The sequence below is a fragment of the Streptomyces sp. NPDC096079 genome (assembly GCF_040303145.1).
GTDB lineage: Bacteria > Actinomycetota > Actinomycetes > Streptomycetales > Streptomycetaceae > Streptomyces.
Map to the genome: position 1 here is coordinate 64316 of NZ_JBEOST010000002.1, position 14377 is coordinate 78692.

Genomic DNA, 14377 nt, shown 5'->3' on the forward strand with positions numbered 1-14377 from the left:
GCACACGTCGGTCGACTCACATCGACAAGGGCCCGTTCCGGCAGGGGAACGGGCCCTCCGTCATATCCGGCCAAGCTCCCCCACACGGGGAACGGGCCCTCCGCCATGTCCGGCTAGGCTCGTCCCATGTCTCGCATCGACGGCCGTACCCCCGAACAGCTCCGCCCCGTCACCATCGAACGCGGCTGGAGCAAGCACGCCGAGGGCTCCGTCCTCATCTCCTTCGGCGACACCAAGGTCTTCTGCACCGCCTCCGTCACCGAAGGCGTACCGCGCTGGCGCAAGGGCAGCGGCGAAGGCTGGGTCACCGGGGAGTACTCCATGCTCCCCCGCGCCACCAACACCCGAGGCGACCGCGAATCCGTCCGCGGCAAGATCGGCGGCCGCACCCACGAGATCTCCCGCCTCATCGGCCGCTCCCTGCGCGCCGTCATCGACTACAAGGCCCTCGGCGAGAACACCATCGTCCTCGACTGCGACGTCCTCCAGGCCGACGGCGGCACCCGCACCGCCGCCATCACCGGCGCGTACGTCGCCCTCGCCGACGCCGTCGCCTGGGCCCAGGGCAAGAAGCTCGTCAAGGCCGGCCGCAAGCCCCTCACCGGCACCGTCGCCGCCGTCTCCGTCGGCATCGTCGACGGCGTCCCCCTCCTCGACCTCTGCTACGAGGAGGACGTCCGCGCCGACACCGACATGAACGTCGTCTGCACCGGCGACGGCCGCTTCGTCGAGGTCCAGGGCACCGCCGAGGCCGAGCCCTTCGACCGCAAGGAGCTCAACGCCCTCCTCGACCTCGCCTCCGGCGGCTGCGCCGAACTCGCCGAGATCCAGCGCAAGGCCCTCGAAGGAACCCTCTGACCCCGGCCTGCGTCCTGACGGGCGGGTGCCCGGATATGCTCCGCGCACCCGCCCGTCCGCATGTCATGTACGTATCTGGGGGAGGACCCGCCTTGAAGCGCCGTCTCGCACTCGCCGTCGCCACGGCCGCCGCGCTCACCACCGTCCTGAGCGGCTGCGGAGCCCTCGACACGGCCATGGACTGCGTCAAGACCGCCGACGCGATAGCCACGTCCGTGCAGAACCTCCAGCAGGCGGTCTCCAACGCCTCCAACGACGTGACGCAGATCGAGGAGTCCCTCAACCAGATCTCCACCGAACTGGGCAACCTCAAGAACACCACGGACAACGCCGACCTCTCCAAGGCGGTCGACGACCTGAACAAGGGCGTGGACTCCGTCCGCACGGCCGTCAAGAACGGCGACACGACCCCCGACATCACGCCGATCACGGACGCGGCGGGCGAAGTGGCCAAGGTCTGCACCCCGGGCTGAACGACCCCGGGATAATCGGGGGCATGACCCGAAAGCGCCTGATCCTCGCCACCCGCAACGCGGGCAAGATCACCGAACTCCACGCGATCCTCGCCGACGCGGGCCTCGACCTCGAACTCGTCGGCGCGGACGCGTACCCCGACGTGCCCGACGTCAAGGAGACGGGCGTGACCTTCGCCGAGAACGCCCTCCTGAAGGCCCACGCCCTGGCCCGGGCCACCGGCCTCCCGGCCGTCGCCGACGACTCGGGCCTCTGCGTCGACGTCCTGAACGGCGCGCCCGGCATCTTCTCCGCCCGCTGGGCCGGCACCCACGGCGACGACCGCGCGAACCTGGACCTGCTGCTCGCGCAGCTCTCGGACATCGACGCCCCCCACCGCGCGGCCCACTTCGCCTGCGCGGCGGCCCTGGCCCTCCCCGACGGCACGGAGCGGGTGGTGGAAGGCCGCATGGAAGGCACCCTCCGCCACACCCCGAAGGGCACGAACGGCTTCGGCTACGACCCGATCCTCCAGCCGAAGGACCACGAGGTGACCTGCGCGGAGCTGACCCCGGCGGAGAAGAACGCGATCAGCCACCGGGGCAAGGCGTTCCGCGCGCTGGTACCGCTGGTGCGGGAGCTGCTGGGCTGAGCGACACAGAGGGGTCGCCCTCGTGGGCGACCCCTCTGTCGATGTGCGGCCGGTGGGATTCGAACCCACACGGGCTTTCGCCCACTGGGACCTAAACCCAGCTTGGCTGCCAGTTACAACACGGCCGCGAGTACGGCCATGGTAGCGGTCACGCGGGCTCCCTCTACGGGGTGCCGTGACGTTTTCCCCTGCACCAGGTCTCGGTCATCGAGTGGCAGTTGGGGCAGAGATAGCGAAGGTTCTCGCGACGGTTGTCGAGCCAGCTCCCGTTGATGTGGTCGATCTGCAGGGTGATGGCTCCACCCCGCCACGTGCCCTCGTTCCCGCACCCGACGCACCGATACGGGACGCCCACCTCGGCGAGAGCCCGGTGCAGCCGGTCGCGGCTCTCCCGCGACGACCCTTCCGGCCGCACCCGGAGAACCGTGTCCGCGATGGCCTTGGGCGCCACGACGTGAACCGAGCCCCACGAACGCCGTGCGAAATGTGACGTGTCGAGCCCCAGCTCGATCACCCGCCGTCGTACGCGACGGCGGTTCTGCTCGGTCACGGGGAGGCTCAGGGCGCGCATCACGTCGGCGAAGCTGCCGGAGTCCGCTACCACCCGCCGGAGCTGGTCCTCCGGTACATGGACGCGTCTGTGGGTGAAATGGGTGATGTCGATGCCCCGCTTGTGCACCATGCGACTGAGTGCGGCGCGGGATCTGCTGTCGTCTCCGACGCCCAGGAGAAGGGCCATCGCCCTGATGCTTCGCGTGTCCGCCGCGGCTGCCCTGAGCTCCTCCGTGCTGAACTGCAGATCCGTGGTCGAGCGATTCAGGCCAGGAAACCGGCTCACGTCGATTCCGGCTGCTGCGATCCGCCGGCTGATGTGCGAGAGCGTTCCGGTCGCCGGAGGGACGCCGAGTCTCTGTGCGACCTCGCGGAGCGTCGTGGAGGCGGCGACCGCCTCGGCGATGGCGCTGTCCGTGTACTTGCGCCATGGGCTGCGCTGCTTGAAGTGGCTCGTGTCGATGCCGTACTCGGCCACCTTTGCCTGCAGGGTGCGGCGTCGGCCTCCGCTCTCCTTGAGGTCGAGGCGGCGCATCAGCTCCGCCCATCCCCTCGACTCCGCCACAGCAGAACTCAGCCGGTCCCTCGTGTACGGGCTCGCCCCCATCGGATCCCCTCCCCAGTGCGGATCTCGTACAGATCAACGACCCGGATACCGGACGGTCACGCGGGAGACGGAGCGGCCCGCACCGGGGGTGTCGGTGCGGGCCGGGGTCAGAACTTCGGGTCCGGGGACTGGGCTAGGATCAGTTCGGCCGCTTCCTCCGGGGTCTCCACCGACGGTGGCGAGCCGTCCAGGGGGCGGCGGGCCGTCTCCTTCATGCACGCCACCGCGATCACGCCGACGAGCGCCGCGCCCATCGCGTAGTACGCCGGCATCAGGCTGCTGCCCGTCGCGCCGATCAGGGCGGTGACGACCAGCGGGGTCGTACCGCCGAACAGGGACGCGGACAGGTTGTAGCCCACGGCCAGGGAGCCGTACCGGACCTCGGTCGGGAACAGCGCCGGGAGGGCCGCCGACATGGTGCCGAGCAGGCAGACCAGCGAGAGGCCCAGCATCGCCATGCCCGCGGTGATCGCCGGCACCCCGTCCTGGCCGATCAGCAGGAAGGCGGGCAGGGACAGCAGGAGGAAGCCGAGCATCCCGGTCATCAGGACGGGCTTGCGGCCGAGGCGGTCGCTGAGCCGGCCGACCCGGGTGATGACCAGCATCAGCGCGACCATCACGAGCAGCAGGATCAGCAGGCCGTGGGTCTCGCCGTAGCCGAGCTCGTCGGAGAGGTACGTCGGCATGTAGGACAGCAGCATGTAGTCGGTGACGTTGTACGCGCCGACGAGCGCGACGCACAGGATCAGCGCGGGCCACTGCTGCCGGAAGATCTTCCCCAGGCCGTCCGCGGCCGAGGTCTCCACCGGGTTCGCCGCTCCGCCGTCCAGCTTCCGGAAGGCGGGCGTCTCGTCGAGCCGGAGCCGCAGGTAGAGGCCGACGAGGCCCAGGGGGCCCGCCACCAGGAACGGCACCCGCCAGCCCCACGCCTCCATCGTGTCGGAGCCGAGCCACGCGGTGAGCGCCGTGACGAGGCCCGCCGCGGCGACGTACCCCGCCAGGGTGCCGAATTCGAGGAAGCTGCCGAAGTAGCCGCGGCGGCGGTCGGGCGCGTACTCGGCGATGAAGGTCGAGGCGCCGCCGTACTCGCCGCCGGTCGAGAACCCCTGGAGCATCCGGAAGAGCACGAGGAGCACCGGTGCCCAGAACCCGATCGAGGCGTACGAGGGGATCAGGCCGATCGCGAAGGTGCCGACGGCCATGAGGATCATGGTCAGCGCGAGGACCTTCTTGCGGCCCAGCCGGTCACCCATCGGGCCGAACACCATGCCGCCGAGGGGGCGGACCAGGAAGGCGACCGCGAACGTCGCGAACGACGAGAGCAGCTGGACGGTGTCGTTCCCCGAGGGGAAGAAGACGTGGCCGAGGGTGACGGCGAGGTAGGCGTAGATGCCGAAGTCGAACCACTCCATGGCGTTGCCCAGGGACGCCGCCCGCACCGCCCGCCTGACCGACGCCTCCTCGGTGACCGTGATGTCGCTCCGCCGCAGCCGGGGCTGCCGGCTGCGGGTGACGGCCCTGAAGAGACGCGGATGCCGTCTCAGGGCCTCGGGATCGGCCGCGGGGTCGCTCTCGGTGGCCGGCATGACCGTACGTCCTCTCTCCGGGGGGAACTCCAGAGGACCTTCTGTACGGTCATGCCGATCACAAACGGGATCGGCCCGGGAATGGGACGTCCGTCACGCCGGCCGGGGGCCGGGAGGGTCAGACGCCCAGGTCCCGCATGATCTTGGCGACGTGGCCGGTCGCCTTCACGTTGTAGAAGGCGTGCTCGACCTTGCCGTCCTCGTCGACGACGACCGTCGAGCGGATCACGCCGGTGACGACCTTGCCGTACAGCTTCTTCTCGCCGAAGGCGCCGTAGGCCTCCAGAGTCTCCTTCGACGGGTCGCCCACCAGCGTGACCTTCAGGTGCTCCTTCTCGCGGAACTTCGCCAGCTTCTCCGGCTTGTCCGGCGACACGCCGATGACGTCGTAGCCGGCGGAGGCCAGGACGTCCAGGTTGTCGGTGAAGTCGCACGCCTGCTTGGTGCAGCCGGGGGTGAGGGCCGCCGGGTAGAAGTAGACGATGACCTTGCGGCCCTTGTGGTCCGCGAGGGAGACCTCGTTGCCGTCCGCGTCGGGCAGGGTGAAGGCGGGGGCGGTGTCGCCGGGCTGCAGTCGCTCGCTCATGGCTCTCCTCGGGGGTGTTCGCGTACGCCTTCAGAGCCTAATGGGGGTCTGGGGCGACCCGATCGCGGCGGAGCTGACAGACTGGCCGTCAACGACCGATTACGACTACGGAGGCAGCGCGGTGTCGGAGGCAAGGACCCCTGCGCAGATCGAGGCGGACATCGTCCGCCGGCGCGAGCAGCTCGCCGTCACTCTCGACGAGATCGGCATTCGGATGCACCCGAAGACGATCATCGGGGACGCCAAGGCGAAGGTCGCCTCGACGGTCGACCAGACGGCGGGACGCGCCTTCGTCGCCGTCAACCGGGTGGTCTCCGACGTGAAGGCCCGTTTCACCCACGAGGACGGCGCGCCCCGCCTGGAGCGGGTCGTTCCGGCGGCTGTCGTCGCCCTCGCCGTGGTGGGGCTGATCGTCTCGTCCTCCCGGAGGAGCAAGGGGTGATCGCCTTCCCGCCCTCCCGGGCAGGTAGGTTCAGTCCGTGAGCGAGAACACCCACGACAAGCTGCCCATCCGGATGCTCCACGACCGGGTCCTGGTCCGCACGGACTCCCCGGAGGGGGAGCGGCGCTCCGGGGGCGGCATCCTGATCCCCGCGACGGCCGCCGTGGGCCGTCGCCTGGCCTGGGCCGAGGTGGTCGCGGTCGGTCAGAACGTCCGGACCGTCGAGATCGGCGACCGGGTGCTGTACGACCCCGAGGACCGCGCCGAGGTCGAGGTGCGCGGTGTCGCGTACGTCCTGATGCGGGAGCGCGATCTGCACGCGGTGGCGGCGGACCGGTTCCAGGGCACCACGGACTCGACCGGGCTGTACCTGTAGGAGAGGCCGAGAGGCCCTGGTGACCGGAGTCACCGGGGCCTTTGCCCGTTCTTTGCTAGCCTGGAGACACCCCGACGAGACGCGCCGTACCGGGTTGACGACAAGACGACGCACCCCTGTTGTTCCGTCTCGCGGAGGTGTCTCGTCATGGCCTGGGTTCTGCTGATCGTCGCCGGTCTTCTCGAGGTCGGCTGGTCCATCGGCATGAAGTACACGGACGGCTTCACCCGGCTCTGGCCCAGTCTGCTCACGGGTGCCGGGATCGTCGCCTCGATGGTGCTGCTGTCGCAGGCGGCCAAGACGCTGCCGATCGGTACGGCGTACGGCGTGTGGGTCGGCATCGGCGCGGCCGGTGCGGCGGTGCTCGGCATGGTGGTGCTGGGTGAGCCGGCGACCGCCGCCCGGATCTTCTTCGTGTGTCTGCTGCTCGTGGCCGTGGTGGGGCTCAAGGCGACGAGCGGTCACTGACCCCTGGTCGGCGCGGGCGCGGGCGCGGGCGCGGGGCCGACGCCGGGTCCCGCGTGTCCGGTACTGGGACCGGGGCCGACACCCGGGCCTCCGTGTCCGGTACCGGCTCCGGCTCCGGGGCCGACGCCCGGTCCCGCGTGTCCGGCCCCGGCCGCCCCCACACCCGGGCTGCGCGAGGCCGCTCCCGGTCCCGCCTCGCCCGTCTCCTCCGACTCGTACCAGTCCTCCGCCCCGTCCGGCACCGGCGGCACCGGCGGTGCCTCGGCCCCCGGCATGAGCCGGAGCTCGAAGTCCCGGGGCGGTGTGCCGGCCAGCGCGTCCCGGGTGAACCGGCCCCAGATCTCGGCCGGCACCCCGCCGCCGTTCATCCGGGGCTGGCCCAGGGCGCCGTAGAGCGGCTCCTGCGATCCGGACTCGGGGTCCTGGCCCATCATCGCGACGACCGCGGCCAGTTCGGGGGTGTAGCCGGCGAACCAGGCGGCCTTGTCGTCCTCCGCCGTGCCCGTCTTCCCGGCGGCCGGGCGGCCCGCGGTCTGCGCGGCCGTGCCGGTGCCCGTCTCGACGACGCTCCGCAGGACGGACGTCGTCGTGTCGGCGGCCTCGCGGCTCACGGCCTGCCGGCGGGCGACGGCCGGGAGTTCCACCTCCTGGCCGTTCCGGCTGATCTCCTCGACGAGGGAGTACGTGCCGTTCCGGCCGTGCGCGGCGAGCGTGGCGTACGCCGAGGCCATGTCGAGGACGCTGGCGGTGGCGGCGCCGAGGGCGATGGAGGGGGAGGCGGTGAGGTCGGGGGTGGTGCCGGGCAGGCCGAGGGCGATCGCGGTGCGCCGCACGTGCGCGGGGCCGACGTCGACGGCCATCTGGGCGTAGACGGTGTTCACGGACAGGTCGGTGGCGGCGCCGACGGCGATCTCTCCGTAGCTGGCCTCGTCCTCGTTGGCGGGGTCGTAGGGGCCGCCGCCCCAGCCTTCCACGGGGCGCCGGTTGGTGCCGTCGTAGACGGTGTAGGGGGTGATGGGCTGGCCCGTCTGGGTCTGGGAGCCGTTCTGGACGGCGGCCGTGAAGACGAAGGGCTTGAACGTGGAGCCGACCTGGTAGTCGCGGCGGGTGGCGTTGTTGACGTACTGCTGGGTGTAGTCGACGCCGCCGTAGAGGGCGAGGACCTTGCCGTCCGCCGGGTCGACGGCCGCGGCCCCGACCCGTACGAACCGGTCGGTGGGGACGTTCGCCGGGTCGAGCCGGGAGACGACGCGGTCCTCGACGGCCTCGACGAGGGCCGCCTGCTTGGCGGGCTCCAGGGTGGTGGTGATGCGGAAGCCGCCGCCGGCGAGGGTCTTCTCGTCGACGATGCCGTGGTCGGTGAGGTACTCCTCGACGGCCTGGACGAGGTAGCCGCGCTGGCCGGAGAGGGCGGTGGCGGCGCGGGCGGTCTGGGGGGCGGGGAAGCGCGCGGCGGCGCGGGCCGCGGGGGTGAGCCAGCCCTCGCTGACCATGCCGTCGAGGACGTAGTGCCAGCGGGCGACGGCCTTGGCCCGGTTCTCGGGGTGGGTGGTGACGTCGTAGGCGCTGGGGGCCTTGAGGAGGGAGGCGAGGTACGCGCCTTCGGCGGTGTCGAGCCGCTCGACGTCCTTGCCGTAGTAGGCGCGGGCGGCGGCCTGGATGCCGTACGCGTTCCGGCCGAAGTAGCTGGTGTTCAGGTAGCCCTGGAGGATCTCCTCCTTGCTCTTCTCGCGGCCCAGTTTGAGCGCGATGAAGAACTCCTTGGCCTTGCGGCTGAGGGTCTGTTCCTGGCCCAGGTAGTAGTTCTTGACGTACTGCTGGGTGATGGTGGAGCCGGACTGGCGGCCCTTGCCGGTGACGGTGTTCCAGGCGGCGCGGACCATGGCCTTGGGGTCGACGGCGCGCGAGGTGTGGAAGTCGCGTTCCTCGGCGGCGAGGACGGCGCGCCGGACGGCGAGGGGGACCTGGTGGAGGGGGACGTTCTCGCGGTTGACCTCGCCGTCGCGGGCGAGGGGGGTGCCGTCGCGGTAGAGGTAGACGTTGGACTGGGCGACGGCGGCGGCGTTGGCGGGCGGGATCTCCACCAGGAGGTAGCCGGCGGCGAAGGCTCCGGCGAGCAGGAGCGTCCCGAGGAGGAGGAGTCCGAGCAGGGTGCGCAGGAGGCGGCGCGGGCGCCGGCGGCGTGCCGCCGGGCCGGGAAGGGTGGGGTCCCTCGGCTGCCAGCCGCTGGGGTGGGGGTCGTCGTCGTTCGGACCGCTCGTACCGGAGGAAGAGGACATGGCATCACATACTGCATGGAAGGTGCGGAAACTCCCCGGAACTCCCGCAAGCGACCCGAAGGTGGCGCGAAAACCGCTCGCGGCGCGCCGGACGCGGCCACTAGGGTCGTGCGCTTCGCCGTCCACCCCGCCGGAAAGGGCTCCCCATGCTGCGGCTGTACGCGACGGTGGCCGCGGGCGGCTTCCGGCGCTTCGCCACCTACCGCGTGGCCACGGCCGCGGGCGTCTTCACCAACACCGTCTTCGGCTTCGTCCTCTCCGCCACGTACATCGCCCTGTGGGACGAACGGCCGGGTCTCGGCGGGTACTCGATGGACGACGCCCTCGCCTACGTCTGGATCGGCCAGGCCCTGATCACCGTCTGCGGGCTGATGGGCGGCGGCTTCGAGGACGAGCTGATCGAGCGGATCAGGACCGGTGACATCGCCGTCGACCTGTACCGTCCCGTCGACCTCCAGGCCTGGTGGTTCTCGGTCGACGCCGGCCGCTCCGCGTACCAGCTCCTCGGGCGAGGGGTCGCGCCGATGGCGGTCGGCGCGCTCGTCTTCGGCTTCACCCTGCCGTCCGGGCCGGGCGGGTGGCTCGCGTTCCTCGGGGCGGTGGCGCTGGGCTCCACCGTCGGCTTCGCCCTCTGGTACCTGGTCGCGATGAGCGCCTTCTGGCTGCTCGACGGCCAGGGGGTGGTGCAGGTGGCCTGGCTCGGGGGCCTGTTCTTCTCGGGGATGCTGCTCCCGCTGAACGTCTTCCCGGGCGCGCTGGGCGAGATCGCGCGGCTGCTGCCGTGGGCGTCGTTGCTCCAGGTGCCGGCGGACGTGTACCTGGGGAAGTACGAGGGGGGCGGGGCGCTGGCGGGGGCGTACGCCTTCCAGGGCTGCTGGGCGGTGGTCCTCCTCGGGGCGGGCCGCCTGGTGCAGGCGGCGGCGCGACGGAAGGTGGTGGTGCAGGGTGGCTGACTCCCGGACGCGGGACTCCTCGGCGGAGGGCTCGGCGGCGGACTCCTGGTCGGAGGGCCCTTCAGCGGCGGGCTCCTGGTCGGAGGGCCCTTCAGCGGCGGGCTCCTGGTCGGCGGGCCCCCCGTCGCCGGACTCCTGGGCGCCGGACTCCTGGGCACGGGGCTCCTGGGCGCGGGACTCCTGGCGCACGTACCGGATGGTCGCGGGCATGTGGATCCGGTCCACGATGACGTACCGCTCCTCCTTCGCGCTGACGCTCCTCACCAGCTTCTGCGTCACCTTCTTCGACTTCGTCGTCATCCTCCTGATGTTCGGTCAGGTGCGGGGACTCGGCGGCTTCTCGTTCGCGGAGGTCGCCCTGCTGTACGGGACGGCCGGCACGTCCTTCGGGATCGCGGACCTGACGATGGGCTCGCTCCAGCGGATGGGGAGGCGGGTCAGGGACGGCTCGCTCGACACCTTCCTGATGCGTCCGGCGCCGCTGCTCGCGCAGGTCGCGGCGGACAAGTTCGCGCTGCGGCGGTTCGGGAGGGTCGCGCAGGGCCTGATGGTCCTGGTCTGGGCGCTGCTGCTCCTCGACGTGGAGTGGACGCCGCTGAAGGTGCTGCTGCTGCCGGTGACGGTGGTGTGCGGGGCGGTGATCTTCGGCGCGGTGATGGTGGTGGGCGCGTCGGCCCTCTTCTGGCTCCAGGACGCCGCCGAGGTCACGAACTCCTTCACGTACGGCGGGAACACGCTCCTCCAGTACCCGCCGACGATCTTCGCGCAGGACCTGGTGCGCGGGGTGGTGTACGTCGTGCCGCTGGCGTTCGTGAGCTGGCTGCCCGCGCTGTACGTGCTCGGCCGGCCGGCCCCGGCGGGGGTGCCGGACGGGGCGGCGTTCGCGTCGCCGCTGGTGGCGGCGGTGAGCTGCGGGGTCGCGGCGCTGGCGTGGCGGGCGGGGATCCGCTCGTACCGATCGACAGGAAGCTGAAAGAGCATGGGCGTGCCCTTCATCGCACTGGATTCCCTGGAGAAGACCTTCACGGTCCGCCGGAAGACGGGCCTGCTCCGCCGTGAGAAGAAGGAGGTGCGGGCGGTCGACGGCATCACGTTCGGCGTGGAGCGCGGCGAGATGGTCGGCTACATCGGTCCGAACGGCGCCGGGAAGTCGACCACGATCAAGATGCTCACCGGCATCCTGACGCCCAGCGCGGGCCGGCTGCGCGTCGCGGGGATCGATCCGGCGCGCGAGCGCACCCGCCTGGCGCAGCGGATAGGAGTGGTCTTCGGCCAGCGCACGACGCTGTGGTGGGACCTGCCGCTGAAGGACTCGTACCGGCTGGCGCACCGCATGTACCGCATCCCCGACGCCCGGTACGCGGAGAACCTGGCCCGCTGCGTGGAACTCCTGGACCTGGGAGACCTCCTCGACGTGCCCGTACGGCAGCTCTCCCTCGGCCAGCGGATGCGCGGCGACATCGCGGCGGCGCTGCTGCACGACCCGGAGGTGCTGTACCTGGACGAGCCGACGATCGGCCTGGACGTGGTGTCGAAGGCGAAGGTGCGGGAGTTCCTCCGCGACCTGAACGCCACCCGGGGCACCACCGTCCTCCTGACCACCCACGACCTCACGGACATCGAACAGCTCTGCTCCCGGGTGATGGTCATCGACCACGGGCGGCTGATGTACGACGGGGAGCTCGCCGGCCTGCACGCGGTGGGGGAGAGCGAACGCCTCCTGATCGTGGACCTGGAGCGCGAGGTGCCGCCGATCAGGGACGTGCCGGGGGCCCGTTTCGTACGGTCGGAGGGCCCGCGCCAGTGGCTCGCGTTCCCGTCCTCCACGTCGGCGGCGCCGCTGGTGGCGGCGGTGGCCGCCCGCTATCCCCTCCTGGACCTCTCGGTGCGGGAGCCGGACATCGAGGCGGTGATCGCGAAGATGTACGGGGGAACTCGGGACGAGCGCCGGGAGTCCCTGAAGTAGGAGGTCGAGTCGATGGTGAGCTTCGCGTACACGGCGGCGGACGAGGAGAAGAGCAGAGGCGTCCGCCGCATGAAAACCCTGGCGACCGCGCTGCTCGCCCTGGTGGCCGTGATCTACGCCCTGGCGACGTGGGCGGAGAACGCCGGCTGGGGGGCGTGGGCCGGCTATGTCGCGGCTGCGGCGGAGGCCGGCATGGTCGGCGCGCTGGCGGACTGGTTCGCGGTGACGGCGCTCTTCCGCCGCCCGCTGGGCCTGCCGATCCCGCACACGGCGATCATCCCGACGAAGAAGGACCAGCTGGGCGCGCAACTCGGCACGTTCGTCGGCGAGAACTTCCTGTCGTCCGACGTCGTACGGGGCAGGCTGGCGGCCCTCGGCATCGGCGCCCGGCTGGGGAAGTGGCTGGCCGACCCGGCGCACGCGGACCGGGTGACGGCGGAGGCGTCGACGGCGCTGCGCGGCGCCCTGACCGTCCTGCGCGACGCGGACGTCCAGGCGGTCGTGGGCGAGGCGATCACCCGCCGCGCGGAGGCGGTGGAGATCGCCCCGGGCCTGGGCAAGACCCTGGAGCGGGTAGTGGCCGACGGGGCACACCACCGGGCGGTCGACCTGATCTGCACCCGGGCGCACGACTGGCTGGTGACGCACGGGGAATCGGTGATGGACGCGGTGCAGGGCGGGGCACCGGGCTGGACCCCACGCTTCGTGGACCGGCGGATCGGCGAGCGCGTCTACAAGGAGCTGCTCCGCTTCGTGACGGAGATGCGGGACATGCCGGGCCACCCGGCGCGCGGGGCGATCGACCGCTTCCTCGCGGACTTCGCGGCGGACCTCCAGGCGGACACGGACACGCGGGCGCGCGTGGAGCGCCTGAAGTCGGACCTCCTGGCGCGCCCGGAGGTCCAGGACATCATCGCCTCGGCCTGGTCCTCGGTACGGTCCCTGATCATCGCGGCGGCCGAGGACGACCGCAGCCAGCTCCGCCTCCGCGCCCGCGCCTCCCTGATCTCCCTGGGCAACCGCCTGTCGACGGACGCCCGCCTGCAGGGCAAGGTCGACGGCTGGGCGGAGGACGCGGCGGCGTACGTGGTCACCACCTACCGCCACGAGATCACGTCCCTGATCACGGACACGGTCGCGGGCTGGGACGCCGACCAGACCTCCCGCAAGATCGAGGCCAACATCGGCCGCGACCTCCAGTTCATCCGCATCAACGGCACGGTCGTCGGCGCCCTGGCAGGCCTCCTGATCTACACGGTGAGCCACGCGGCGGGCGGCTGAGGGCGCCTTCCGGGTGGTCGACGGGGGCGTCCGAGGGCGCTGTCTGTGGCTGAGGCTACTTCCCGCGGGTCACGGCCCAGGAGGCGGCGGCCATGCCCCCGGCGACGGAGAACACCGCGGGCCAGGCCCCGATCTTCTTGGCGAGCGGATGCGACCCGGCGAACGCGGCGACGTAACCGGCGGTCAGCCCCACGGCGGCCTTGGCCCCCGAGACCTGCTGCCACTCCCTGGCGGCCACACCCCCGGCAACGGCCAACACGACACCCCCGAGAGGCCGCTTCTTCGTCCACCGAGCAACGGCATACCCACCGACGAGCCCGGCGGCGGCTATGGCGGGGGCGGGGATACGGGGCATGACGGGGCCTTCCTGATCGACGGCTGGTTCTTCGAGCGTACGGGAGTCATTTCGGCCCGTTCAGGGAGCATCCGCCGCAGTGCGTCTCGTCGCTGACCGGCTGGAAGAGCGTGGGCTGGACGTGGTCGCCGGCACACTCCCGAGCCCCTTCCAGACGCGGCGAAAGCCGGTGGGTTGCTGGTGCTGTCTCTACGAGGCTTGTGAAGCCGCATGACAGGCGGCCGAGCGCATTTCCGCACGCACGGCGTCCGGGGTGCGCCACGATTGCCCTTCGTGGTTTCTGTGGCACATGCGGTGGCAGTTGGCGCACAGCAGCGCGAGATCTTCGAGACGGGTTTCGCGGGGACCGGTGGTGTGGAGGGGAGTGACGTGGTGCACTTCGATGTAGTCGGCGCCGAGTGCCCCGTACGTGAGCCCGAAGTCGAAGGTGCAGACTTCGCACCGGATGGGCAGGCCCAGGCGCTGGACCTGCGAGATCTTCTTGCTTCGCAGGCCGCGATCGCGTTCGCGGTGGAGGGCCCAGCGGAGCAGCAGGCGGCCTTCACGCGCACTCTGCCCGCCCTCCTCGTCGATCTCGTCCGGGTGCGCCGGGACGTGGTGGAGTTCTCCGCTGGAGACTCCCTCCCGCAGCGCGCTCGCGGCGGCGAGCATCTGCGAGGGATGCGTGAGGAAGTCGGAGACGATCTCGCGGGTGGGGCGTCCGCCCTTGGTCGCGGGGCCGCCGTATTCAGGGTGTGCTGTGGCAATGTCGGTGGTCTTGCGGCTGACGCTGTTCGGCGACCTGAAGCGCTGATCGACGGCGGCATCCCCGTGCAGAGGGAGCGAGCGGAGCAGGTCAGACAGCTCCAGTACCCGAAGGTCGTTCTGACGCAGCTCGCGCCAGCCGTTCTCCATGACGAGCGCGCATGCCAGCAGCAGCTCGTCCCTCACCCAGGAGATTTGCGCCATGCGGAAGATCGTACA

General features: G+C 71.3%; 16 protein-coding genes, 1 tRNA gene and 1 riboswitch. Of the genes, 10 read left to right on the forward strand and 7 right to left on the reverse strand.

Translation table 11 applies throughout. The features are described from left to right. The first annotated feature begins 126 nt into the window (after window positions 1-126). The 3 genes from rph (at window position 127) to rdgB (ending at window position 1963) form a co-directional block, all read left to right on the forward strand. Window positions 127-858 (forward strand): ribonuclease PH, encoded by a 732-nt coding sequence (gene rph / locus ABTY59_RS04285; protein WP_190160204.1) that lies wholly within the window; start codon window positions 127-129, stop codon window positions 856-858. Window positions 859-923: 65 nt separating this feature from the next. After that, on the forward strand, window positions 924-1331 hold the full coding sequence (locus ABTY59_RS04290) for a hypothetical protein (protein WP_352017372.1): 408 nt from the start codon (window positions 924-926) through the stop codon (window positions 1329-1331). 23 nt (window positions 1332-1354) lie between these two features. Further along, window positions 1355-1963 carry an RdgB/HAM1 family non-canonical purine NTP pyrophosphatase gene (gene rdgB / locus ABTY59_RS04295; protein ID WP_352017373.1) on the forward strand — a complete coding sequence of 203 codons (609 nt, stop codon included), beginning with the start codon at window positions 1355-1357 and terminating at the stop codon, window positions 1961-1963. A 44-nt stretch (window positions 1964-2007) separates the two neighbouring features. On the opposite strand, the gene ABTY59_RS04300 is transcribed toward rdgB, so the two are convergent. The 4 genes from ABTY59_RS04300 to bcp all read right to left on the reverse strand — a co-directional run bounded on the left by ABTY59_RS04300 (window position 2008) and on the right by bcp (window position 5294). After that, window positions 2008-2091 (reverse strand) — tRNA-Leu (locus ABTY59_RS04300). Window positions 2092-2126: 35 nt separating this feature from the next. Next, window positions 2127-3050, reverse strand: a complete 924-nt coding sequence (locus ABTY59_RS04305) for an HNH endonuclease signature motif containing protein (protein ID WP_352017374.1) — start codon at window positions 3048-3050, stop codon at window positions 2127-2129. 179 nt (window positions 3051-3229) lie between these two features. Then, window positions 3230-4708 (reverse strand): glycine betaine/L-proline transporter ProP, encoded by a 1479-nt coding sequence (gene proP, locus ABTY59_RS04310; protein ID WP_352017375.1) that lies wholly within the window; start codon window positions 4706-4708, stop codon window positions 3230-3232. Window positions 4709-4826: 118 nt separating this feature from the next. Next, entirely contained in the window at window positions 4827-5294 is a 468-nt protein-coding gene (bcp, locus tag ABTY59_RS04315; RefSeq protein ID WP_352017376.1) for a thioredoxin-dependent thiol peroxidase, read from the reverse strand. 121 nt (window positions 5295-5415) lie between these two features. Here bcp and ABTY59_RS04320 point away from each other — a divergent pair, with 121 nt between their 5' ends. The 3 genes from ABTY59_RS04320 (at window position 5416) to ABTY59_RS04330 (ending at window position 6580) form a co-directional block, all read left to right on the forward strand. Further along, entirely contained in the window at window positions 5416-5736 is a 321-nt protein-coding gene (locus ABTY59_RS04320; RefSeq protein ID WP_352017377.1) for a DUF3618 domain-containing protein, read from the forward strand. Between the two features lie 37 nt (window positions 5737-5773). After that, the gene (locus ABTY59_RS04325) at window positions 5774-6112 is read left to right on the forward strand and encodes a GroES family chaperonin (protein ID WP_015033852.1); all 339 of its coding nucleotides are present in this window, start codon (window positions 5774-5776) and stop codon (window positions 6110-6112) included. A gap of 53 nt (window positions 6113-6165) precedes the next feature. Then, window positions 6166-6227: riboswitch (guanidine-III (ykkC-III) riboswitch) on the forward strand. A 32-nt stretch (window positions 6228-6259) separates the two neighbouring features. Continuing rightward, window positions 6260-6580, forward strand: a complete 321-nt coding sequence (locus ABTY59_RS04330; protein WP_352017378.1) for a DMT family transporter — start codon at window positions 6260-6262, stop codon at window positions 6578-6580. Here ABTY59_RS04330 and ABTY59_RS04335 read toward each other — a convergent pair. Beyond that, the gene (locus ABTY59_RS04335; protein ID WP_352017379.1) at window positions 6574-8859 is read right to left on the reverse strand and encodes a transglycosylase domain-containing protein; all 2286 of its coding nucleotides are present in this window, start codon (window positions 8857-8859) and stop codon (window positions 6574-6576) included. The two genes, ABTY59_RS04330 and ABTY59_RS04335, sit on opposite strands and share 7 nt — an antisense overlap. Window positions 8860-9008: 149 nt before the next feature. On the opposite strand from ABTY59_RS04335, the gene ABTY59_RS04340 reads away from it, so the two are divergent. The 4 genes from ABTY59_RS04340 (at window position 9009) to ABTY59_RS04355 (ending at window position 13059) form a co-directional block, all read left to right on the forward strand. Continuing rightward, window positions 9009-9812 (forward strand): ABC transporter permease, encoded by an 804-nt coding sequence (locus tag ABTY59_RS04340; RefSeq protein WP_352017912.1) that lies wholly within the window; start codon window positions 9009-9011, stop codon window positions 9810-9812. Between the two features lie 196 nt (window positions 9813-10008). Further along, on the forward strand, window positions 10009-10785 hold the full coding sequence (locus ABTY59_RS04345; protein ID WP_352017913.1) for an ABC transporter permease: 777 nt from the start codon (window positions 10009-10011) through the stop codon (window positions 10783-10785). A gap of 6 nt (window positions 10786-10791) precedes the next feature. After that, on the forward strand, window positions 10792-11778 hold the full coding sequence (locus ABTY59_RS04350; RefSeq protein WP_352017380.1) for an ABC transporter ATP-binding protein: 987 nt from the start codon (window positions 10792-10794) through the stop codon (window positions 11776-11778). A 12-nt stretch (window positions 11779-11790) separates the two neighbouring features. Next, a complete protein-coding gene (locus ABTY59_RS04355) occupies window positions 11791-13059 on the forward strand; it encodes a DUF445 domain-containing protein (protein ID WP_352017381.1) in 1269 nt (422 codons plus the stop codon). Between the two features lie 55 nt (window positions 13060-13114). Here the strand turns inward: ABTY59_RS04355 and ABTY59_RS04360 are convergent, their stop codons facing one another. Both ABTY59_RS04360 and ABTY59_RS04365 read right to left on the reverse strand, forming a co-directional pair. Further along, entirely contained in the window at window positions 13115-13414 is a 300-nt protein-coding gene (locus tag ABTY59_RS04360) for a hypothetical protein (protein WP_352017382.1), read from the reverse strand. Window positions 13415-13603: 189 nt separating this feature from the next. Further along, window positions 13604-14362, reverse strand: coding sequence for an HNH endonuclease (locus tag ABTY59_RS04365; RefSeq protein WP_352017383.1), 759 nt, complete (start codon window positions 14360-14362; stop codon window positions 13604-13606). Between the last annotated feature and the right edge of the window lie 15 nt (window positions 14363-14377).